Below are 20,488 nucleotides of genomic sequence, written 5' to 3'. Positions count from 1 at the left end.
CGGGTCACCGCCGCCGCTTCGTCATCTGGTACACGATCGAGGTGCACGTGACACCGATCGCGATGAAGGCGAGCTGGAGCCAGTAGAACAGCGGGAAACCGAAAAGCCGGGGTTCATCGGAATTGTAGAGAAGTGGGAGTAAAGGTAGGATGATCGGCACGATAAGCAGCCAGTTCCATGGGCTGCGATCGCTCCGGTCCCCGTTTGGAGTGGTCAACGCGGTCTCCTTGGGCTGGAGAGGGGATCACCCGGGCAGGGATGTCCCCTTCGGCTGACCGGCAGCGTAATTACGCGGCCGTTCCATTCGGGGCATCGAGCGCCGAGTGGCACATGTGGCGCGATGAACGGCGGCCCGGCCCCGCCGTCGAGGTGTAAGACCAGGTCACGGGCATCCGTGCGTCTCGCGACTCTTCACTTCGCCGCCGGTATTCCACCGATCGCCGACCTCTCGGCGTGGCTTCCTTGACAAGGTGGAGTGTATTTCGTAAATGCGCGCAGGCAGGACGGGCTGCCTCCCGTGTGGCGCGAATGGACCCTTCCCTTGTCCTGGAGGGGCGGGAGGCTGGAGACCACGGTCGTCTGGAGACTGGAACCCGAAGGGCGCGGCACCCGGCTGTTTCCTGGAGCACGCGGGGTTCGACCCCGACGATCCCATCCAGCGGCGCACGCGCGCCATCCTCGACGGGGGGTGGCGCTCGCATGTCCTCCGCGCACTGGAGGAGGTGCTGGCGACCGGCTGATCTTGGTCGGGCGTCACGTTCCTTCGCTTCCCCCGGCCGCTTCGCCCATGGCTCCTTCGCTTCGGTCATCGCGTTCTTCGGCAGGCGTGGCGCGAAAACATGACAGAGGATGTCCTGTTTTCGCGCCATGCTCATCTCATGACAAGAACGCTGGAAGGGAAGGTCGCCCTGGTCGCGGGGGCGACGAGGGGGACCGGGCGGGGCATCGCGGTGGAGCTGGGCGCGGCCGGTGCCACGGTCTACTGCACCGGGAGGAGCACACGAGAGCGGCGCTCGGAGATGGGCCGCCCGGAGACCATCGAGGAGACGGCCGAGCTGGTGACCCGCGCCGGTGGGCGGGGCATCGCGGTCCGGGTGGATCACCTGGAGCCGGAGCAGGTGCGCCTCCTGGTGGAACAGATCAGGAACGAGCAAGGCAAACTCGACATTCTCGTCAACGACGTCTGGGGCTCCGACTCGCTCACCGAGTGGCACGTCCCCGTCTGGAAACACTCTCTCGACGACGGTTTGCGCATCCTCCGGCTGGCGGTGGACACCCACCTCACCACCAGCCACCACGCCCTGCCCCTGCTGATCGAGAATCCCGGGGGCATGGTGATCGAGGTGACCGACGGCACCCTGGAGTACAACCTTTCCAACTACCGGCTCTCGGCCTTCTACGACCTGGCCAAGATCTCGGTGAACCGCCTGGCGTTCATCCAGGCCCACGAGCTGCGCCCGCACGGCTGCGCCGCGATCTCGCTCACCCCCGGCTGGCTCAGGTCGGAGAACATGCTGGAGCTCTTCGGTGTCACCGAGGAGAACTGGCGGGACGCCACCGCCAAACAGCCGCATTTCGTGATCTCCGAGACACCCGCCTACGCCGGTCGCGCGGTCGTCGCCCTCGCCGCCGACGAGGACCGGATGCGCTGGTCGGGGCAGTCGGTGTCCAGCGGGCAACTCGCCCAGGTGTACGGCTTCACCGACGTCGACGGCAGCAGGCCGGACGCCTGGCGCTACATCGAGGAGGTCGAGAGCAAGGGAAAACCCGCCGACGCCACCGGCTACCGCTGACCGGCGCCGCGACCGTCGGTTCGGCTCGCCCTGAGGGATCAGCGGTCCCAAGAGTGGGTTCGTCGTAAGAGGTCAGCGGTTCGAAGGTCGGGCTCGTGGCGAGGGGGCAGTGCTCCCAGGGTTGGAATCGTCGTGAGAGGTCAACGGTCCGGCGCGCCGGTGTCATCGGAGGAGCGGGAGGCGGAGTACAGGTCGTGCAGGCGGGTCGCGGCCTCGGCGAGGCGAGCCCGGAGGTCCGGTGGATCGACGACCTCGGCCTCCGGGCCGAAGCCGAGGATCTGGACGTAGGCGACCTCCGGCGACTCGACGGGCAGGCGGAACGTGACCCACCCCTGCCCGTCGGGCTCACCGGCGGAGACCAGGGCGGCGTCGAGGGCGGCGGGATCGGCGACGGAGGGGAGCGCGCGGCGGCCGGCGGGACTGAGTCGTACGGTGACATGCGTGGTGAGCAGGGACCCGGCGAACCGCGCCACCCGCTCTGTCCAGAAGGCGGCGAGGTCGAAGGCGCCGTCCCGCTCGAAGCGCAGGTCCGAGTGGATCTGGACCTCGTCGAAGCGGTCGACCCGGTAGATGGCGAACCGGGTCGCCAGATACCAGACTCCCGCCTTCAACACGAGCCCGTACGGCTCCAGGCGCCGGGCGGCGCCGGCCTGCCGGGTGCCTTCGGCCTGCTCGGCTTCCCCGACCTGTCCGTCGCGCTCGGTCCGCCCGTGGCCTCCGGACTGCTCGGTCTCCCCGCTCAGCCTGTCACGCTCGCTCTGCCCGGTGTCTTCGGGCCGTCCGATCCGCCCGGTCTTCATGGTCTCGCCTGATGGCCCTGTCTGTTCGCCAGGGCGGTGGCGCGCGGCACGCCGGTAGAGGGCGGTGACCGGGTGATCGCCCCACACCGCCCTGGCCAGGGGCGCCAGCGCCTCCGGCGGAGGCCGCTCGCTCGCGAACCAGCCGGGGGCGTCCAGATGGAAGCGCTGGGCCGCGGTCGCGGGGGCGTCGCGGAGGCCGGGAGAGAGCGCGGCCGCGGCTTTCAGCCGCGCCGTGGCCGCCACCTCGCTCAGCCCCATCTCCCGCAGCGCCTGGGGAACTCCCGACAGGAACAGTGCCTCCGCCTCGGCCCGGTCAAGGCCGGTGAGACGGGTGCGGTATCCGTCAAGCAGCCGGTAGCCGCCACCTCGCCCGCGGTCGGCGTACACCGGCACGCCGGCCTCCGAAAGGGCCAGCACGTCACGGTGGACGGTCCGCTCGGAGACCTCCAGTTCCCGGGAGAGCTCCGCCGCGGTCATCCCGCTCCGGCCCTGGAGCAACAGGACCAACGACATCAACCTGGCCGCACGCACCCTCCGACCCTAGCTCCGGTGACGGTGACGGTGACGACGGCCGGAAGGGGAGCGGGTGACGGGTGGAGCCGGACCCGGCGACGACCCGGCGGACAATCCGGCTCGGTGCCGAGCCGCGAGCCTTTTCCGTAGGTTTCATAGGGTTTTTTGCCCCTCCGGAGCGCCGAGGGCCCGCCACCGTGTCACGTTGCATGATCGCGGTTGCCGCCGGTACTCTGGCCACATGCGACACCCGATTACCCTTCAGTGGTGGCGCCGCTTCTAGGCGGCGCAGGTTTCGCATTCGCGAGCAGACAAACGGCCGCCCGGGGAGGTGGCCTTTTCTGTGTCCGCCCCCTCAGGGCATCAGGGAAACAAGAGGGGCGATACCGCAGTGGAGACGAGCCGATATACCACCGCCGGCGGCATAGGGGTCGAGGTCACCGCGTCCGACGTGCCCGAGACGGTGCTTGAGGACGTCGTCACGACGCTCGGCGAGCGCCGTGGCGGAGTGCTCTCTTCCGGGATGGAGTATCCGGGCCGCTACAGCCGATGGCACCTCGCCTATGTCGACCCCTGCCTGGAGATCGTGGCCAGGGGGCGCAGGATCTCCGCCCGCGCGCTGAACGCCCGGGGCAGGGTGGTCCTGCCCGCCATCGTGTCCTGCCTGCTGGCGGCCGGCAAGCCCGTCGAGGAGCCGACGGCCGATCTCGTCGAGGTCTACGTGGCCGAATCGGAGGACATCCTCCCCGAGGAGATGCGCAGCCGCCGCCCCACCGTTTTCACCGCGATCCGCGAGGTCATCGCCGTTTTCAAGGGAGAGAACGAGCACCTGGGCCTGTACGGCTCCTTCGGCTACGACCTGGCCTTCCAGTTCGAGCCGATCAGGCAGGTCCTGACCCGGGCCGCCGACCAGCGTGACCTCGTGCTCCACCTGCCCGACCGGGTGATGGTGATCGACCGCAAGAGGGAGACGAGCAAGGAGTTCCGCTACGAGTTCACCGTGGACGGCGTCTCCACCCACGGGCTCGAGCGCGAGGGGGAGGTCGTGCCGCTGCCTCCGCTCCCGTCCGAGCTTCCCGCCGACCCGGAGAAGGGCTCCTACGCCAAGGTCGTGGCCGCGGCCAAGGAGAAGTTCGTCCGCGGTGACCTGTTCGAGGTCGTCCCCGGCCAGGTCTTCCACGCCCCCTGCACCGACCCCGCCGCCTTCTACCGGGGACTGCGCACGGTGAATCCGGCGCCGTACGAGTTCCTGTTCAACCTCGGCGAGGGCGAGCACCTGGTCGGTGCCTCCCCGGAGATGTACGTCCGGGTCAGCGGCGACCGCGTCGAGACCTGCCCCATCTCCGGCACCATCGCCCGAGGCGGCAACCCCATCGAGGACGCCGACGCGATCCGGACCCTCCTGTCCAGCGTGAAGGAGGAGTCGGAGCTGACCATGTGCACCGACGTGGACCGCAACGACAAGTCCCGCATCTGCGTGCCGGGGACGGTCCAGGTGATCGGCCGGCGTCAGATCGAGATGTACTCCCGGCTCATCCACACCGTCGACCACATCGAGGGCCGGCTGCGTCCCGAGTTCGACGCCCTGGACGCCTTCCTCACCCACATGTGGGCCGTCACCGTCACAGGAGCCCCCAAGAACTGGGCGATGCAGTTCATCGAGGACCACGAGGAGACCACGCGACGCTGGTACGGCGGGGCGGTCGGCTACATCGGCTTCGACGGCTCGATGAACACCGGCCTGACCCTGCGCACCGCGCAGATCCGCGGTGGCGTGGCCACCGTGCGGGCCGGGGCCACACTGCTGTTCGACTCCGACCCCGAGGCCGAGGAGCGGGAGACCGAACTCAAGGCCAGCGCCCTGCTGGGCGCTCTGGCGGCGGTCGGCGCGGCCCCGCAGGAGCGGGCCGAGGCGAAGGTGGCCGCGGAGCTGCCGGGAAGCGGCATGAAGGTACTGCTCGTCGACTACGAGGACTCCTTCGTCAACACCCTCGCCGACTACTTCCGTCAGCAGGGCGCCGAGGTCGTCACGCTCAGGCACGGCTTCCCCGTCACGATGATCGAAGAGCTGGACCCCTCTCTGGTGGTGCTGTCGCCCGGCCCCGGCTGGCCCTCCGACTTCGGCCTGCCCGCCCTGGTCGGCGCCCTCTACGAGCGCGATCTGCCGGTGTTCGGCGTCTGCCTCGGCCTGCAGGGCATGGTGGAGCACGCGGGCGGCACCCTCGAACTGCTGTCCTACCCCGAGCACGGCAAGCGCGGCCAGGTACGGAGGGTGGGCGCGAGCGCCCTGCTTGACGGGCTCCCCGAGGAGTTCACCGCCGCCCGCTACCACTCGGTCCACGCCAAGCAGCCGGGCGTCGCCGGGTTCACCGCCACCGCGTTCACTCCGGACGGCGCGGTGATGGCGATCGAGGACGTGGAGCGACGCCGCTTCGCGGTGCAGTTCCACCCCGAGTCGATCCTCACCGCGGGGGGAGGCGCGGGAGCGAAGGTCATCGCCAACGTTCTTCGGCTCTGCCGCAAGAGCGGGTAAAGAACCCGTGCTTCGCGCCCGGTGATCACGCCGGGTGACCCTAGAGTTCCCCTCGTCGTGGAGATCGCGGGCGTACCGGGACCGGTCTCGGCCGGTACGCCTGTGGCGGGGAGGAGCGGGCATGAGGTCGGACGGTATGCTGCCCGTCGAGTTGCCCGACGCCGTGCGGGAGGCGCTGCTGGCGCCGCTGGTCGACCACAACTGCCACGGCGTGCGCCGCGACGACCTGACCCGGGCCCGGTTCGAGACGTTGCTCACCGAAGCGGGAACCCCGGCGCCGCCGGGCACCACCCACTTCGACACCCCCGCGGGCGCTGCGGTCCGCCGCTGGTGCGCCCCCGTCCTCGGTCTCGCCCCGCACGTGCCGCCCGCCGTCTACCTGGCCCGCCGGATGGAACTCGGCGCCGATGAGGTGAACCGGCGGCTGCTGGGCGCCGCGGGAATCGCCACCTTCCTGTTCGACGGCTCCGACAGCTTCTACGGCTCCGACAGTTTCGACGGTTCCGGCGACTCGGGCGGTCCGAAGGGCCCCGGTGGTCCGGATCGTCAGGACCGCTTCGGCGCGTCAGGAGTGCTGCCACCGGCCGAGATGGGCCATGCGGGCGGCGCGAACACCGCGCGGGTCGTCCCCATCGAACGGGCTGAGGAGGAGGTCGCGGGGACCGCCGTCTCGGGGGTCTCCTACATCTCCGCCCTCGCCCAGAACCTCGCGGGGCGGGCCGCCCGCGCGGTCGCCCTGAAGTCGGTCACGGCCCACCGGTCAGGCAGGCGTCTCGATCCGGCCAGGCCGAGCCGGGGAGCGGTGATCGCCGCGGCCACCCGGCGGCTGGCCTGTCCGGGGGAGAGGCTCACCGACCAGGTGCTGCTGCGCCACCTGCTCTGGACGGCCGTCGACGTGGCCAGGGAGTACGGGCGGCCACTGCAGTTTCACACCGGTCTCGCTCGCCACGGCGGCGGTGCGCGCCGCGACCCTCACCCGGGACGCGGTGGCCGGATCACCCCCGGCGGTCACGAGGCCCACGGTGGTTTCGGCGTCTCCGGCGGTCACGCCGGTGCCGGACCCGTCCCCGGCCCGCACGACGCGGGTCCGGCGCCGGTGGCAGGCTTCATCGTGGCCGTGCAGCCGGTGGGCGTCCCCGTCGTCCTGCTGCACTGCCACCCGTTCCACCGCCAGGCGGCCGGGCTGGCGGGTGTCCTCCCGCACGTCTACGTCGACGTGGGGGCGGCCCTGACCCGCAGTGCCACGGGCTCGGCGGCGGTCATGGCGGAACTGCTGGAACTCGTGCCGTTCCACAAGCAGCTGTTCGGTTCCGGTGGCCACGGCGTGGCGGAGACCTGCCACCTCGGCGCTCTGCACTACCGGCGCGGCCTGGCAGGGGCGCTCGCCGCGAGACTGGCCGACGGCGAGTGGAGCGTCGCCGACGCGGCCAGGGTGGCCCAGATGATCGGCTCCGGCAACGCGCGCCGGATATACCGGTTGTGACGGGTGCCCGGCCCGGGGGCGGATGGGCCCCTGGAATAATGGGGCGACTGTTGATGCGACGAGGGGGAGCCAGTTGACGGGCGATGGGGCAGAGGCACGCTTTCTTGACGACGTGACCGTGGAGTTGGTCAAGCACAGCGCCTCCGACACCGACGTGCTCTGGGCCGCACGGGTGTCGACCGCCGGGGAGCAGTCTCTGGAGGAGATCGGCAAGGACCCCGAGCGTTCGAAGGGGTTGATCAACTTTCTGATGCGCGACCGGCACGGCAGCCCGTTCGAGCACAACTCGATGACCTTCCTCGTCAGCGCTCCGATCTTCGTCTTCCGTGAATTTCACCGCCACAGGGCGGGATGGTCGTTCAACGAGGAGAGCGGGCGATATCGCGAGCTTCGTCCGGTCTTCTACGTTCCGGGCCAAGATCGGAAGCTGGTGCAGAAGGGCAAGCCGGGACAGTACGTCTTCGCCGACGGTGACGCCGGGCAGCACAAGCTCGTCACCGAGGTGATGGAGTCGTCGTACCGGCGCTCCTATGCCGCGTACCAGGAGATGCTGGAGGCCGGGATCGCGAGGGAGGTGGCCAGGGCGGTGCTGCCCGTCGGTCTCTTCTCGTCGATGTACGCCACCTGCAACGCGCGCTCGCTCATGCACTTCCTCTCCCTGCGGACCAAGAACGAGCAGGCCAGGGTGCCCTCGTTCCCGCAGCGCGAGATCGAGATGGTGGCGGAGAAGATGGAGGCGGCCTGGGCGGAGCTGATGCCCCTCACGCACGCGGCCTTCGTGGCCGCGGGCAGGGTCGCTCCCTAGCCCGCCTCAGCCCGTCGTCTCCGGCGAGCGGGAGAGGACGGGCAGGACGAAGATCTCGGCACCGGGAGGCAGCGCGCAGTCGAGGCCGCCATGGTGCCGGGCGTTCTCCCCGCAGACGAACATGCTGATATGGCGACGGATGCCCCCGTAGTCGTCGCGAAGTCGCTGCTCCAAGAACGGATGCGTGCGGCGGAGCATGTCGAGGGCGGAGCCCAGCGTGGGGTGCCCGTCGTCGCGGTCGGCGATCGCGAAGACGCGAATCTCGGTGGTCTCGCCCGCCCAGTGACGCAGTGTGGCGGGAAGTATGAAGGTCACGAGGGTGACGGGTCTGGCCATCGGCTCAGAGCGCCATGACGTGCGAGGCGGGCACGGCCGGGGGCCGAGGGGGGAGCTCGCCCCGGTCCGCGGAGAGCCGCCGCCGGTGGAGGGGACCGGGGGCGGGCGGATGGGCGGTCCCGGCCGGAGGGCCGGACGGGTGACGACGGTGGCGGCCGGGGCCGGCCGGGGGGCCGGACGGGTGATGATGGTGGCGGACGGGTCCGTGCGGGTGGCGGTCGAGAGGGGGGCACGGGCTGGGAGGGGGGCCGTCGTGCATGACCATCTCCTTTCGGATCGGGCCTCATGCTGCCATGTCACGCCGCGTCCTGCCGTGCTCTATGAGATTTGCGTGATCAATTTGGGGTGTTAGTCGCGAATGTCGCTCAAGGATTCCCCTCCACGGTGTCCCGGTGGATATGGGCCAGGGGCATTCCGTCCCGCTGGAGCCTGCGGACGGTCTCGTTGACCATGGCGACCGGGCCGCAGACATAGGCCTCGTGGTCGGCCCACGAGTGGAACCGCTCCATCACCTCCGACAGACGGCCCCGCATGCCGGCGTACCCCCGCTCCTCGGAGACCACGGGCAACACCCGCAGCCACGGGAAGGCCGACTCCATCCGCAGCAGGTCGGTCAGGTCGTAGAGCTCGGCGGCCGTGCGGGCTCCGTACAGCAGGTGGATGTTGGGACGGCGCCCGGAGTCGATCAGGTGCTCCAGGATCGCCTTGATCGGGGCCAGACCGGTGCCGCCCGCCACACACAGGATGTCGCGCCCGGAGTCGGAGGGCACCATGGTGCCGATCGCAGGGCCCAGCGTCACGGTGTCGCCGATCCGGGTGTGCTTGACCAGCGTGGTGGAGACCCAGCCACCGGTGACCGCGCGGACGTGCAGACGGATGGTGTTGTCGTCCCGGGGCGCGTTCGCGATGGAGAACGCGCGCCAGACGCGCGGCCAGCGCGCGGTCTGCACGTTGACGTACTGGCCGGGCGCATAAGGCAGCTCCTGGCCGGGCCGCAGGGTGATCACCGCGATGTCCGGGGTGCGGAGCTCGTGGTCGATCACCTCGGCCGGCCACCAGGCGGGCGACACTCCCGCGTCCGACTGGGCTGATTCGATCATGAGATTGGCGGCGGCGGTGTACGCGGCCACCCAGGCCGCCTCGATCTCGGCGTTCCAGACCTCGGCGGCGAAGCGCCGGATCGTGGCGAGGAGCGCGTTGCCAACCGCGGTGTAGTGCTCGGGGATCACCCCGTACTTGCGGTGGTCGCGGCCGAGCTGGCCGAGGAACGACGCCATGCCGTCGGGGCTGTCCAGGCTCCAGACGGTCCTGGTCAGCGCGCTGAACAGCCGGTCGCGCTGGACGTCCATCGCCGGGGGGAACATCGCCCGCAGCTGCGGGTTCTCGGCGAACAGGCGCCCGTAGAAGTATGCCGCGGCCTTGTCCGCGACGGGTTCGACGACGGCGAAGCTTTCCTTGACGAGACGCGGATTCAAAGACATTTAAAGAACCCACCCTAATTGACCGGCTCAAAGTCCGATCACGCAGATCCACCTCCCTGACGGCTCCGGGTGACGAGTGACCTGGAGCCCCGGCTCGCCTGGCCACTCGAATTCGAGTCTTCCATCACCTAGTGGGCCTCACAACCGTTTCCCCGCAATATAGTGGGAAATCTAACTATCGGTAATTGGATAGTTATTTTGTGTGACCGACTAATCTGCGGAGAGATGGAGAAACGAATAATAATCACATTCGTTTTGAATGGGAAATCCACCATTCGTACGATTTCTAATCACGGTGGGGTTCCGGGGGGTGGGCGGCGGGAAGCCCTCCGGCGGTGAGGGGTGAGGGCTCCCGGCGAGACGACACTGATACCTCAGATGTGTGACATGACCGAAATAGAGTGCGCCATGATAGGGAAGCTGTTGGAGATGGGATCGGTGCTGTCCGAAACAGGTGGCGCCACCTCGCGCACGCCCCCCTGGAGAACGCATGCCCCAACCCTTGATCGGTATCACCACCTACCTTGAGGCCGCCCGCTGGGGCGACTGGGTCAGGGAGGCCGTCCTGTCGCCGCCCTCCTACGCGCGGGCCGTCGAGAAGGCGGGTGGCGCCCCGGTGCTGCTGCCCCCACTCAACCTCGGCGGGATCGACGACTACGTCCGCGGCCTGTCCGGTGTGATCCTCGCCGGAGGGGGCGAGCTCGACCCCTCCCTGTACGGGGCCGCCCGCGAGGAGCGCGTCAGGGACCCCCAGCCACACCGCGACCGCTTCGAGCTGGCGCTGGCCCGCGCCGCCGTCAAGGCCGACCTGCCGCTGCTCGCCTCGGGGCGGGGCATGCACGTCCTGAACGTCGCCCAGGGCGGCAACCTGATCCCCTGGCTCCCCGAGGTGGTCGACCACGACCGCCACGCGGCCTCCACGGCGCACCGCGTCCAGATCAGCGTCTCCAGCAAGCTCGGCAAGACGCTGGGCGACACGGCCGAGGTGACCGCCTCCCATCACCAGGCCGTCAAGCGGCTGGGCGCCGGCCTGCTCGCCGTGGCGTGGGCCGACGACCAGATCGTCGAGGGCGTCGAGCTGCAGGGGCACAGGTTCGGCATCGGTGTGCAGTGGGACCTCGCGCGCGCCGGGGACAACAGGCTCGTCGAGGCCCTGGTCGAGGCCGCCGGATCCTGACACCGTCGCGCGGACGTGACGTCCCGCGTGATCGCCCCGGTGCGCCGGTCGCTCCCGACGCCCTCGCGCGGACGTCACCCGCGAAAACGGGCGATGCGATGCGCCGCTGACGCGCGCCGCCGCGCCCGGGTCCCGCCGTGCCGGGGACGGCGCGAGTAGGGTGCCGATCATGCCGTTGCACCCGCAGGCCGAGGCCTACCTGAAGCTCTTCCAGACAGAGCTCGGTGCCCCTCTCTCCACTCTCACCCCCGAAACGATCGCCGAGCTGCGGGCCCTCGACGCCTTCGCCGAGCAGCGCGGCCCGATCATTCCCCTCCCGACGGTGAGGGACGACGTCGCCGCGGGGGTGCCGGTCCGCGTCTACCGGCCCCGGGAGGGCGACCACCCTCTCCCCGTGCTCGTCTACTTCCACGGCGGCGGCTGGGTCTTCGGAAGCGTCGAGCACAACGACGCGCTCGGCCGCGACCTCGCGGTACGCAACGGGGCGGTCGTGGTCTCGGTCGACTACCGGCTCGCGCCTCACCATCCCTTTCCCGCGGCGGCCGACGACGCGTGGAGCGTCGTCCAGGACCTCTTCGCCCGTCCCGGCGCCTACGGGGCCGACCCCGAGCGCATCGCGGTCTGCGGCGACAGCGCCGGGGGCAACGTCGCGGCCGTCACCGCCTGGCGGGCCAGGGACGCCGGGCTCAGGCTCGCCCACCAACTGCTCGTCTACCCGGTGACCGACGTGGCCATGGACACCGAGAGCTACCGTACCTACGCCACCGGGTTCGGGCTCGGGGCCGATGAGATGGCCTGGTTCGTCACGCAGTACGGAGGCGATCCGGCCGACCCCCGGCTCGCCCCGGTCCGGCTGGCCGACAAGTCCGGCCTGGCTCCGGCGACGGTGATCGTCGCCGAGTGCGACCCGCTCTGCGACGAGGGCGAGGAGTACGCCGCCCAGCTCGCCGAGGCCGGAGTGCCGGTCGAGGTGAGGAGATACGAGGGGGCCATCCACGGTTTCTTCGGTCTGCCGGGCTTCTTCGACCAGGCGACCGAGGCGCGCGAGTACGCCGCGGCCCGTCTGGCGGAGGCCTTCCGGTGAGCGGCGCCGCCCCTGCCCCCGTACGGCAGGAGCGTCCGCGGCCCGGTCAGAAACTCCTGGGCAGCCCGAGCACCTGGGTGGCCAGATAGTTGAGCAGGAGCTCCTCGGTGACGGGGGCGACCCTGCCGATGCGGGCGTCGGCCAGCAGGCGGGCCACCGGATACTCCAGCGAGTAGGCCATGCCGCCGTGCGTCTGGAAGGCGTGGTCGGCCGCCTCCCACGCGGCTTGCGAGGCGGTCAGTTTGGCGATGTTGGCCTCGGTGCCGCAGGGCAGTTGCCTGTCGAACAGCCACGCGGCCTTGTAGAGCATCAGCCTGGCCAGCTCGATCTTGGCTTTGACCTGGGCCAGGGGGAAGGCGATGGCCTGGTTGGCGCCGATCGGGCGGCCGAAGACCTCGCGCTCCTTGGCGTACCGCACGGCCACCCCCAGCGCCACCTCGGCGCCGCCGAGCGCGGAGGCGGCCAGCAGGACGCGCTCGGGGTTGAGGATGTCCCACAGCACCAGCGCGCCCTGGTCGACCTCGCCGACGACGTTCCTCTCGGGGACCCGCAGATCGTCGATGAAGACCATGTTGGACGGGGTGGTGTTCGCGCCCATCTTCGGGATCGGCTGAAAGGACAGCTGCCCGGAGGCGACCGCCTCGGGGACGTTCACCAGCAGGACGGTCAGGCCGTTGGAGCGGGGGCTGGCCTCGGCGGCCGGAATGGTCCGGGTGACAAGGAGCATCCAGGTGGCCCGCTGCACGCCGGTGATCCAGATCTTCTGGCCCTGGACGACGAACTCCGCGCCGTCGCGGCGGGCGAAGGTGGAGATGCCCAGGGCGTTGGACCCGGCGTCGGGCTCGGTCAGGGCGAAACAGGTCTCCAGCTCGCCGGTGGCCAGCCTGGGTAGCAGCTCCTCACGCTGCCAACCGCTGCCGTGCCTGGCGAGGGTCATGGCGCCGAACCCGGGGGTGAGCACGTAGGTGAACGCCGAGCCGCCCGCCGAGCCGGAGGCCGACAGGGTCTCCGTGGCCACGGCCAGCTCCAGCAGGCCCTGCCCGCCGCCGCCGTACTCCTCGGGCACGGCCAGGCCGAGCCAGCCGCCCTTCGCCAGGTCCTGCCAGACCTCCTCCGGCCAGCGTTTCTCGCTCTCGCACCGCTGCCAGTAATCCAGGTCGTAGCGCGCGCAGATGTCGCCGATGCCGCGCTGCACGGCGAGGGCGCTCTCGGGGAGGGTGAAGTCCACGATGATCAACTCCATCGTTCTTGGCGAGGGAACCGCCACGGAAGTATGGGCCCGAGGCTCCGCAGGCTCAGGACTCCGAGGCGGGAAGGCGGGGCCTGCGCGCGTGGTAGACGAAGGCCGGCGGCACGTTCCCCCACACCGTCCGGCCCACGACGACCTCCTCGAAGGTGTCGGTGAGGCGCTTCCTGAAGCGCCTCGCGGGGGGAAGGCGCTTGGCGAAGCTGTACGCGAAGGTGGTGAAGGCGGTGTGCGGGCCCATGATCGCGGTGACCGCGTCCAGCAGGCGGCCCTGTGTGTCCGCGGAGAAGGCGGCCCACGGGAGCCCGCTCACGATCGCGTCGGCCTTGGACAGGCCGCGCTCCTGGAGCAGCTGAGGCAGCCGTGCCGCGTCGTCGACCACGACGTCCACCCCGGGGTTTCCCGCGGCGAGGAACTCGGCCAGCCTCGGGTTGATCTCGACGGCCATGTGGTGTCCCCGGCCGCCCAGTCGGCGCTGGATCTCCGCCGTGAACGCGCCGGTGCCGGGGCCGAGCTCGACGATCACCGGATCTCCCCGGTGGGGAACGGGCGAGGCCACCGCCTCGGCGAGCCGCCGCGAGCTCGGCGCCACCGCTCCGACGGTGCCCGGCGAGCGAAGCCACTGCCCCAGAAAGAGCGCGGTGTCATTGGTCATGGTCAGAAGGGTAGGGGAATCCGCCAGGCGGTGGATCCGTAGGTCATTCCCCAGGCTGACGACCCGGCCGTGCCTCCGCGGTCACGATGTGCTTCGAACCACTCACTTTTCACCTGAGGAAGGACACATCTCATGCAGGAGGTCATCGCCCAGCCCGATCCGACGCGGGGCCGTCAGGTATCCACGGGCCTGCTGTACGGCGTCCGCGTCCTCGTCGTCGCCCAGGCCGCCGGGCTCGTCGTCGCCGCCTCGTTCGCAGGCCAGGCCGTACAGGGCGGGGGAGAACTCGGCGAGACCCACGTCATGGCCGGGATGGTGGTGCACCTGATCGCCCTGCTGCAGATCGTCGCGGCCGTGCTGGTCTGGCGTCCGGGACGGGGGGCGGGCTGGCCCGCGCTGGCCAGTCTCGGCCTGTTCCTGATCGGCATGGGCCAGCACTTCAGCTCGGACGCGCTCGGCACCCACGTGCCCAGCGGTCTCGCCCTGTTCGGACTGACCGTGGCGGTGCTCATCTGGGCGTGGTCCCCCCGCGCCGCCGAGCGCCGGTCCTGAGACGTGCGCCCTCCCCGCATCCCCTCGGTGGCGCCGGACACAGTAGTGTCACCATCAGGTGCGGGGAGGGAGTTCAGCCGGTGGGTCCGGAAGAATCGGGGGCTGAAGATCGAATTTGGACGGTTCCCAACGCGCTGAGCCTGGCCAGGCTCCTGGGGGTGCCGGTTTTCCTCTGGCTCGTGCTGGGGCCGAAGGCGGACGGCTGGGCCGTCGCCCTGCTCATGCTGGCCGGGTTCTCCGACTGGCTCGACGGCAAGATCGCCCGTGCCTGGAACCAGACCAGCAGGCTCGGCCGCCTGCTCGACCCGCTGGCCGACCGGCTCTACATCCTGGCCACCCTGTTCGGCCTCGCCATGCGCGAGATCATCCCCTGGTGGCTGGCGCTCGCCATCCCGCTGCGCGACGTGATGCTGCTGGGCATCCCGCTCATCCTGCGCCGTCTCGGATACGGCCCGGCACTGCCCGTGCACTTCCTCGGCAAGGCCGCCACCGCGAACCTGCTCTACGCCTTCCCCCTGCTCTTCCTGGCCCATCACCCCTCCTGGTACGCCGAGGCGGCGGAGATCGTCGGCTGGTCCCTCGCCATCTGGGGCACAGGTCTGTACTGGTGGTCCGGAGTGCTGTATTGGGTACAGGTGCGTCAGCTGACCAGCGAGGCCAAACGCCTTAAGAGGTGATCTGTGAAGGCCGTCGTCATGGCGGGCGGGGAAGGGACACGGCTCCGGCCGATGACCGCGAACCAGCCCAAGCCTCTCCTGCCCGTGATCAATCGGCCGATCATGGAGCATGTGCTCCGCCTGCTGAAACGGCACGGTTTCACCGAGACGGTGGTCACCGTGCAGTTCCTGGCGGCTCTGGTCAGAAACTACTTCGGCGACGGCGACGAGCTCGGCATGAGCCTGCACTACGCCACCGAGGACACGCCGCTCGGCACCGCGGGCAGCGTCAAGAACGCCGCCGACCGGCTCCGTGACGACCGCTTCCTGGTCATCTCCGGCGACGCGCTGACCGACATCGACCTGAGCGACATGATCCGCTTCCACCGCGAGAACGGCGCGATGGTCACGATCGGGCTCAAGCGCGTCCCCAACCCGCTGGAGTTCGGCATCGTCATCGTCGACGACCAGGGCAGGGTGGAGCGCTTCCTGGAGAAGCCGACCTGGGGCCAGGTCTTCTCCGACACCGCCAACACCGGCATCTACGTGATGGAGCCCGAGGTCCTCGACGAGATCGCGGCCGGGGAGTCCGTCGACTGGTCGGGCGACGTGTTCCCCAGGCTGCTGGAGCGCGGTGCCCCGCTGTACGGCTACGTGGCCGACGGCTACTGGGAGGACGTCGGCACCCACGAGAGCTACCTCAAGGCCCAGGCCGACGTCCTGTCGGGGCGGGTCAAGGTCGACATCGACGCCTTCGAGGTCTCGCCGGGCGTCTGGGTGGCCGAGGGGGCCTCGGTCGACGCCGACGCCGTCCTCAAGGGCCCCCTCTACATCGGCGACTACGCCAAGGTCGAGGCAGGGGCCGAATTGCGCGAGTACACCGTGCTCGGCAGCAACGCGGTGGTCAGGGAGGGAGCCTTCCTGCACCGCGCGGTCGTCCACGACAACGTCTACGTCGGGCCCAGCGCCCACCTGCGCGGTTGCGTGATCGGCAAGAACACCGACCTGATGACCGCGGCCAGGGTCGAGGAGGGCGCCGTCGTCGGCGACGAGTGCATCATCGAGGCCGAGGCGTACATCTCCTCCGGCGTCAAGATCTACCCGTTCAAGACCATCGAGGCCGGGGCGGTGATCAACAACAGCGTCATCTGGGAGCCGCGCGCCCAGCGCAACCTGTTCGGCCCACGGGGGGTGTCGGGGCTGGTGAACGTGGAGATCACCCCCGAGCTGTGCGTACGGCTGGCCAGCGCGTATGCCACCACCCTGAAGAAGGGCGCCTCGGTCATCACCTCCCGCGACTCCTCCCGTGCCGCGCGGGCGCTGAAGCGGGCGGTGATCAGCGCGCTGAACGCGAGCGCGATCAACGTGCTCGACCTGGAGGCGTCCCCGCTCCCGGTGGCCCGCTTCCACACCGCCCGGGAGAACGCCGTCGGCGGCATCGCGCTGCGCACCACCCCCGGCGACCCGCAGAGCGTCGACATCGTCTTCATGGACGAGCACGGCGCGGACCTGTCCCCGGCGGCCCAGCGCAAGCTGGACCGGGTCTTCTCCCGGCAGGAGTTCCGCCGCGCCTTCCCCGGAGAGATCGCCGAGCTGAGCTTCCCCGCCAGGGCGGTGGAGGACTACACGCACGAGCTGCTGCGCCTGGTCGACATCAGCGGGGTGCGCGACGTCGACATGAAGGTCGTGGTCGACTGCGCGGGAGGCACCTCCTCGCTGGTGCTGCCCAGCCTGCTGGGCCGGGTCGGGGTGGATGTGCTGACCGTCAACAACCGGCTGGACGACGCCTCGCCCACCGAGACCCTCGCCGAGCGCCGCCGTGATCTGCAGCGCCTCTCAGAGCTCGTCAGCTCCTCCAGGGCGGCCTTCGGGGTGCGCTTCGACCCGGTGGGGGAGCGGGTCGCGCTGGTGGACGAGATGGGCCAGCTGATCAGCGAGGAGCGCGCCCTGCTGGTGGTGCTCGACCTGGTCGCCGCCGAGCGGCGCGGAGGCAGGGTGGCGCTGCCGGTCACCACCACCCGGGTGGCGGAGCAGGTCTGCAGGTTCCACGGCGTGCAGGCCGAGTGGACCTCCACCGCGATCGACGCGCTGACCACCGCGGCCAGGGGACCGGAGACGATCTTCGCGGCCGACGGGCGCGGCGGTTTCATCGTGCCCGAGTTCGGGCCCACGGTGGACGGCCTGGCGGTGTTCCTGCGCCTGCTGGGCCTGGTCGCCAGAACCAGGCTCTCGCTCAGCCAGATCGACGCCAGGATCCCCGAGGCCAAGCTGCTGCGCCGGACCGTGCCGACCCCGTGGGCCGCCAAGGGCGCGGTGATGCGCTCGGTGATCGAGGCCGCCGAGCACTACCGCATCGACACCACCGACGGGGTCCGGGTCGTCGCCGAGGACGGCGGCTGGGCCCTGGTGCTGCCCGATCCGACGGAGGCGGTCACCCACCTGTGGGCCGAGGGCTTCGACGTCGACTCCGCGCAGAGCCTGATCGAGCACTGGGCGCGGGTGGTCGAGGATGCCGCGGGCGGCTGAGGGGCCCAGGCGGGGTCCAGACGGGCGCAGGAGGAGGGTCGTGAGCGAGGGCCGTGAGCCGAGCGGAGCGGGGAAAGCCGGGCGGGAAGGGGGGCGGATGAGGGCTCGGGGCCGAGCGGTCGCGACAAAACACAGCGCGGCGCCATGGACCGGAGACAGTGCCCCACTGTAACTTTGTCACCGACCGTACCCGCGGTTCAGCGTCAACCTTGACCTTCGCGCCTCATCACTGTATGTTGCGGCATTCGCAGTCCGAGAAAACACTTGAGAAGCGAAGAAGCGAGGCGCGCATCACTGAGTACCGTTGCCGCGTCTTCGCGGTAGGAGGCCGAGCCGATCGATGCCGAGCGTCTACTGCACGCAGTGCGGTCATGCCAACCCTGAGGATGCCCGTTTCTGTTCACGATGCGGGTCGCCGCTTACCAAAGCCGAGACCGCCGGAGACAGCACATCGACGATCTCCCTCTCCGGGATCGAGGCATACGAGGCGGAGACAGGTGAGACGCTTCTCGCCGAACGGCAGGCCGTCGAGCAGTTGCCCCCGGGCACCGCGTTGCTGGTCGCGATGCGCGGCCCCAACGCCGGCAGCCGGTTCCTGCTCGACAGCGATCTCACCACCGTGGGCCGCCATCCGGAGAGTGACATCTTCCTCGACGACATCACGGTCTCGCGCCGTCACGTGGAGTTCTACCGGCGCGGCGGCGGGGTCTTCACCGTCCGTGACGTCGGCAGCCTCAACGGCACGTACGTGAACCGCGAGCGCATCGAGGAGGTCCCGCTGTACGGCGGGGACGAGGTGCAGATCGGCAAGTTCCGCCTCGTCTTCCTCACCCGCGGCGCCGCTGGAGGATGATGAGCTCGCAGGCCGCTCGTGCGCACATGAGCATCGGGGAGGTGCTCGCCCTCCTGCAGGGCGAGTTCCCCGACGTCAGCATCTCCAAGATTCGTTTCCTGGAGGGCGAGGGGTTGATCGAGCCGGAGCGCAGTCCCTCCGGTTACCGCAAGTTCAGCTACGCCGACGTCGAGCGGCTCCGTTACATCCTCAGCGAGCAGCGTGACCGCTACCTGCCGCTGCGAGTGATCAAGGATCATCTGGAGGCGGCCGATCGCGAGGAGCGCCCGGCCGCCCGGCCGCGCGCCGTCCCCGACGACGCTCCTCCCGAGCTCAGGCTCACCCGCGAGGAGTTGATCTCCGCCGCCGAGCTCGACGAGGAGACCCTCGCCGAGCTTGAGGACTACGGCCTGCTGGCTGCGGTGGCCCGCTACTACGACGCCGAGGCGCTGGCCGTGGCCCGCAGCGTCGGAGCCCTCGCCGCCTTCGGCCTGCGCGCCCGCCACCTGAGGGCGGTCAAGGCCGCGGCCGAGCGCGAGGCGGGTCTGGTGGAGCAGGCCGTCGCCCCTCTGCTGCGCCGTCGCGGGCCGGGCGCGATCGACCAGGCCGACGAGACGGCGAGGGAGATTTCCGGCCTGCTGCTGGAATTGCACGCCTCGCTGCTGCGTTCCGGCGTGCGTGGGGCTCTCGGTCGGTGAGAGCCTGACCAGGCACTCGTACCCCCACGAGTGTTACGTTGAACAAACCGGTCGGAATCCAGCGAAGACGGAGCAGCCCGTGTTGCAGATGGAGGTCGTGGGCGTTCGAGTTGAAATGCCCTCCAACCAGCCGATCGTCTTGTTGAAAGAGACACATGGGGAGCGTTACCTACCTATCTGGATCGGCATGACAGAAGCCACGGCGATCGCCATGGCCCAGGCCGAGGAGCCACCACCCCGGCCGCTCACTCATGACCTGTTCCGTGACGTGCTCGAAGGGCTCGGAGTCCGGCTGAGCACGGTCAACATCGTCGCCCTGCGCGACGGCATCTTCTTCGCCGATCTCGTGTTCTCCAACGGGGTGGAGGTGAGCGCGCGTCCCTCGGACTCGATCGCCTTGGCACTTCGCACCGGTGCACGTATCTTCGCGAGTGAGGATGTGGTCCGGGAGGCGGGGGTGATCATCCCCGACGACCAGGAGGACGAGGTGGAGAAGTTCAGGGAGTTCCTTGACACGATCACGCCCGAGGACTTCGGCCGCGCGGGGTAGGAATTTCGGTGCATTTACGCTTCACGACGCGCCGAGTGAGGTCGTTGACTGGACTTGGCCCCAGTCCTACGGTGCATGTGAACCCTGCGGCCGTGCGTAAACCCCCAGATCAGGCCGTGGGATGAGAGAAAGCCGGAGGTCCGCGTGGCGGTCAGCAGCGGCGAGGGTAGAAACGCCGATCAGGATGACCCGAAACGACGCCAGTCGGCACGTCAGCGCGCGGGTGAAGAGGGTCTGCTGTTCGACGGGCAACCGGTGAAGGTGCCCGCCGACATCGGCTACAGGGGCCCGACGGCCTGTTCCGCGGCCGGTATCACCTACCGGCAACTCGACTACTGGGCGCGCACCGGCCTCGTCGAGCCCACTGTGAGAGCCGCCCACGGATCCGGCTCCCAACGCCTTTACGGCTTTCGCGACATCCTGGTCCTCAAGGTCGTCAAACGGCTCCTCGACACCGGAGTCTCCCTCCAGCAGATCCGCATCGCCGTGCAGCACCTGCGCGACCGGGGCGTCAACGACCTGGCCGGGATCACCCTGATGAGCGACGGGGTGAGCGTCTACGAGTGCACCTCGCCCGACGAGGTGATCGACCTCCTCCAGGGCGGCCAGGGAGTCTTCGGCATAGCACTGGGACGGGTGTGGCAGGAGGTGGAGGGCTCCCTCGCGGATCTGCCCGGCGAACGTGCGGAGTCGAGCGAGGGCCCTTTAGGCGATCATCAGGCCGATGAGCTGGCCCGCCGTCGCAGAGTACGACGAACCGGGTAAACT

At 69.8% G+C, this 20,488-nt stretch carries 19 protein-coding genes; 13 read left to right on the top strand and 6 right to left on the bottom strand.

The annotated features are described in order from the left end of the window. Positions 1-4: 4 nt before the first annotated feature. Positions 5-217: a DUF3311 domain-containing protein gene (locus ACIBH4_RS28715; RefSeq protein WP_362515877.1), complete on the bottom strand. Its 213-nt coding sequence runs from the start codon at positions 215-217 to the stop codon at positions 5-7. 661 nt (positions 218-878) lie between these two features. Between ACIBH4_RS28715 and ACIBH4_RS28710 the strand changes: the two genes are divergently transcribed. Then, on the top strand, positions 879-1,793 hold the full coding sequence (locus ACIBH4_RS28710) for an SDR family oxidoreductase (RefSeq protein ID WP_362515873.1): 915 nt from the start codon (positions 879-881) through the stop codon (positions 1,791-1,793). A gap of 140 nt (positions 1,794-1,933) precedes the next feature. Here the strand turns inward: ACIBH4_RS28710 and ACIBH4_RS28705 are convergent, their stop codons facing one another. Next, complete coding sequence (locus tag ACIBH4_RS28705) at positions 1,934-3,124, bottom strand: WYL domain-containing protein (RefSeq protein ID WP_362766016.1); 1,191 nt, start codon at positions 3,122-3,124, stop codon at positions 1,934-1,936. Between the two features lie 373 nt (positions 3,125-3,497). On the opposite strand from ACIBH4_RS28705, the gene ACIBH4_RS28700 reads away from it, so the two are divergent. From ACIBH4_RS28700 to thyX, 3 genes are all read left to right on the top strand, one after another. Further along, positions 3,498-5,639 (top strand): anthranilate synthase component I, encoded by a 2,142-nt coding sequence (locus ACIBH4_RS28700; protein WP_362766014.1) that lies wholly within the window; start codon positions 3,498-3,500, stop codon positions 5,637-5,639. Positions 5,640-5,760: 121 nt separating this feature from the next. Next, positions 5,761-7,122: an amidohydrolase gene (locus tag ACIBH4_RS28695; RefSeq protein ID WP_362766012.1), complete on the top strand. Its 1,362-nt coding sequence runs from the start codon at positions 5,761-5,763 to the stop codon at positions 7,120-7,122. Between the two features lie 112 nt (positions 7,123-7,234). Beyond that, positions 7,235-7,927: an FAD-dependent thymidylate synthase gene (thyX, locus tag ACIBH4_RS28690; protein WP_362515863.1), complete on the top strand. Its 693-nt coding sequence runs from the start codon at positions 7,235-7,237 to the stop codon at positions 7,925-7,927. 6 nt (positions 7,928-7,933) lie between these two features. Here the strand turns inward: thyX and ACIBH4_RS28685 are convergent, their stop codons facing one another. Next, positions 7,934-8,263: a hypothetical protein gene (locus ACIBH4_RS28685; RefSeq protein WP_362515861.1), complete on the bottom strand. Its 330-nt coding sequence runs from the start codon at positions 8,261-8,263 to the stop codon at positions 7,934-7,936. 365 nt (positions 8,264-8,628) lie between these two features. Beyond that, positions 8,629-9,744: a globin domain-containing protein gene (locus ACIBH4_RS28680; RefSeq protein WP_362515857.1), complete on the bottom strand. Its 1,116-nt coding sequence runs from the start codon at positions 9,742-9,744 to the stop codon at positions 8,629-8,631. A gap of 490 nt (positions 9,745-10,234) precedes the next feature. Here ACIBH4_RS28680 and ACIBH4_RS28675 point away from each other — a divergent pair, with 490 nt between their 5' ends. Both ACIBH4_RS28675 and ACIBH4_RS28670 read left to right on the top strand, forming a co-directional pair. Next, positions 10,235-10,921, top strand: a complete 687-nt coding sequence (locus ACIBH4_RS28675) for a gamma-glutamyl-gamma-aminobutyrate hydrolase family protein (protein ID WP_362766009.1) — start codon at positions 10,235-10,237, stop codon at positions 10,919-10,921. Positions 10,922-11,090: 169 nt separating this feature from the next. Beyond that, positions 11,091-12,005, top strand: a complete 915-nt coding sequence (locus ACIBH4_RS28670) for an alpha/beta hydrolase (RefSeq protein ID WP_362515853.1) — start codon at positions 11,091-11,093, stop codon at positions 12,003-12,005. Between the two features lie 46 nt (positions 12,006-12,051). Here ACIBH4_RS28670 and ACIBH4_RS28665 read toward each other — a convergent pair whose 3' ends face one another. Both ACIBH4_RS28665 and ACIBH4_RS28660 read right to left on the bottom strand, forming a co-directional pair. Then, on the bottom strand, positions 12,052-13,248 hold the full coding sequence (locus ACIBH4_RS28665) for an acyl-CoA dehydrogenase family protein (protein WP_362515850.1): 1,197 nt from the start codon (positions 13,246-13,248) through the stop codon (positions 12,052-12,054). Between the two features lie 52 nt (positions 13,249-13,300). After that, complete coding sequence (locus tag ACIBH4_RS28660) at positions 13,301-13,906, bottom strand: SAM-dependent methyltransferase (RefSeq protein WP_362515848.1); 606 nt, start codon at positions 13,904-13,906, stop codon at positions 13,301-13,303. 132 nt (positions 13,907-14,038) lie between these two features. On the opposite strand from ACIBH4_RS28660, the gene ACIBH4_RS28655 reads away from it, so the two are divergent. The 7 genes from ACIBH4_RS28655 (at position 14,039) to ACIBH4_RS28625 (ending at position 20,485) form a co-directional block, all read left to right on the top strand. Beyond that, complete coding sequence (locus ACIBH4_RS28655) at positions 14,039-14,458, top strand: hypothetical protein (protein ID WP_362515846.1); 420 nt, start codon at positions 14,039-14,041, stop codon at positions 14,456-14,458. A gap of 80 nt (positions 14,459-14,538) precedes the next feature. Then, on the top strand, positions 14,539-15,135 hold the full coding sequence (locus tag ACIBH4_RS28650; protein WP_362515844.1) for a CDP-alcohol phosphatidyltransferase family protein: 597 nt from the start codon (positions 14,539-14,541) through the stop codon (positions 15,133-15,135). Positions 15,136-15,138: 3 nt separating this feature from the next. After that, the gene (locus ACIBH4_RS28645) at positions 15,139-17,640 is read left to right on the top strand and encodes a mannose-1-phosphate guanyltransferase (RefSeq protein ID WP_362515841.1); all 2,502 of its coding nucleotides are present in this window, start codon (positions 15,139-15,141) and stop codon (positions 17,638-17,640) included. A 340-nt stretch (positions 17,641-17,980) separates the two neighbouring features. Then, a complete protein-coding gene (locus ACIBH4_RS28640; protein ID WP_350947148.1) occupies positions 17,981-18,493 on the top strand; it encodes an FHA domain-containing protein in 513 nt (170 codons plus the stop codon). Positions 18,494-18,519: 26 nt separating this feature from the next. Then, complete coding sequence (locus ACIBH4_RS28635) at positions 18,520-19,170, top strand: MerR family transcriptional regulator (protein WP_399173148.1); 651 nt, start codon at positions 18,520-18,522, stop codon at positions 19,168-19,170. 79 nt (positions 19,171-19,249) lie between these two features. Continuing rightward, positions 19,250-19,720: a bifunctional nuclease family protein gene (locus ACIBH4_RS28630; RefSeq protein WP_326639501.1), complete on the top strand. Its 471-nt coding sequence runs from the start codon at positions 19,250-19,252 to the stop codon at positions 19,718-19,720. A 144-nt stretch (positions 19,721-19,864) separates the two neighbouring features. Then, positions 19,865-20,485, top strand: coding sequence for a MerR family transcriptional regulator (locus ACIBH4_RS28625; protein ID WP_362766006.1), 621 nt, complete (start codon positions 19,865-19,867; stop codon positions 20,483-20,485). Positions 20,486-20,488: the final 3 nt, after the last annotated feature.

Origin of the sequence: Streptosporangium sp. NPDC050284, from assembly GCF_044459525.1 — a bacterium.
Taxonomy (GTDB): domain Bacteria; phylum Actinomycetota; class Actinomycetes; order Streptosporangiales; family Streptosporangiaceae; genus Streptosporangium.
The sequence above is the reverse complement of the archived record's forward strand: the minus strand, read 5'-3'. Positions and strand labels throughout refer to the sequence as shown.

Excerpts from the sequence above, each read along its gene's own strand:
- ACIBH4_RS28655 (WP_362515846.1), top strand. The coding sequence starts at position 14,039 with ATGCAGGAGGTCATCGCCCAGCCCGATCCGACGCGGGGCCGTCAGGTA.
- ACIBH4_RS28685 (WP_362515861.1), bottom strand. The coding sequence starts at position 8,263 with ATGGCCAGACCCGTCACCCTCGTGACCTTCATACTTCCCGCCACACTG.
- ACIBH4_RS28660 (WP_362515848.1), bottom strand. The coding sequence starts at position 13,906 with ATGACCAATGACACCGCGCTCTTTCTGGGGCAGTGGCTTCGCTCGCCG.
- ACIBH4_RS28680 (WP_362515857.1), bottom strand. The coding sequence starts at position 9,744 with ATGTCTTTGAATCCGCGTCTCGTCAAGGAAAGCTTCGCCGTCGTCGAA.
- ACIBH4_RS28665 (WP_362515850.1), bottom strand. The coding sequence starts at position 13,248 with ATGGAGTTGATCATCGTGGACTTCACCCTCCCCGAGAGCGCCCTCGCC.
- ACIBH4_RS28695 (WP_362766012.1), top strand. The coding sequence starts at position 5,761 with ATGAGGTCGGACGGTATGCTGCCCGTCGAGTTGCCCGACGCCGTGCGG.
- ACIBH4_RS28635 (WP_399173148.1), top strand. The coding sequence starts at position 18,520 with ATGAGCATCGGGGAGGTGCTCGCCCTCCTGCAGGGCGAGTTCCCCGAC.
- ACIBH4_RS28670 (WP_362515853.1), top strand. The coding sequence starts at position 11,091 with ATGCCGTTGCACCCGCAGGCCGAGGCCTACCTGAAGCTCTTCCAGACA.
- ACIBH4_RS28640 (WP_350947148.1), top strand. The coding sequence starts at position 17,981 with ATGCCGAGCGTCTACTGCACGCAGTGCGGTCATGCCAACCCTGAGGAT.
- ACIBH4_RS28675 (WP_362766009.1), top strand. The coding sequence starts at position 10,235 with ATGCCCCAACCCTTGATCGGTATCACCACCTACCTTGAGGCCGCCCGC.
- ACIBH4_RS28710 (WP_362515873.1), top strand. The coding sequence starts at position 879 with ATGACAAGAACGCTGGAAGGGAAGGTCGCCCTGGTCGCGGGGGCGACG.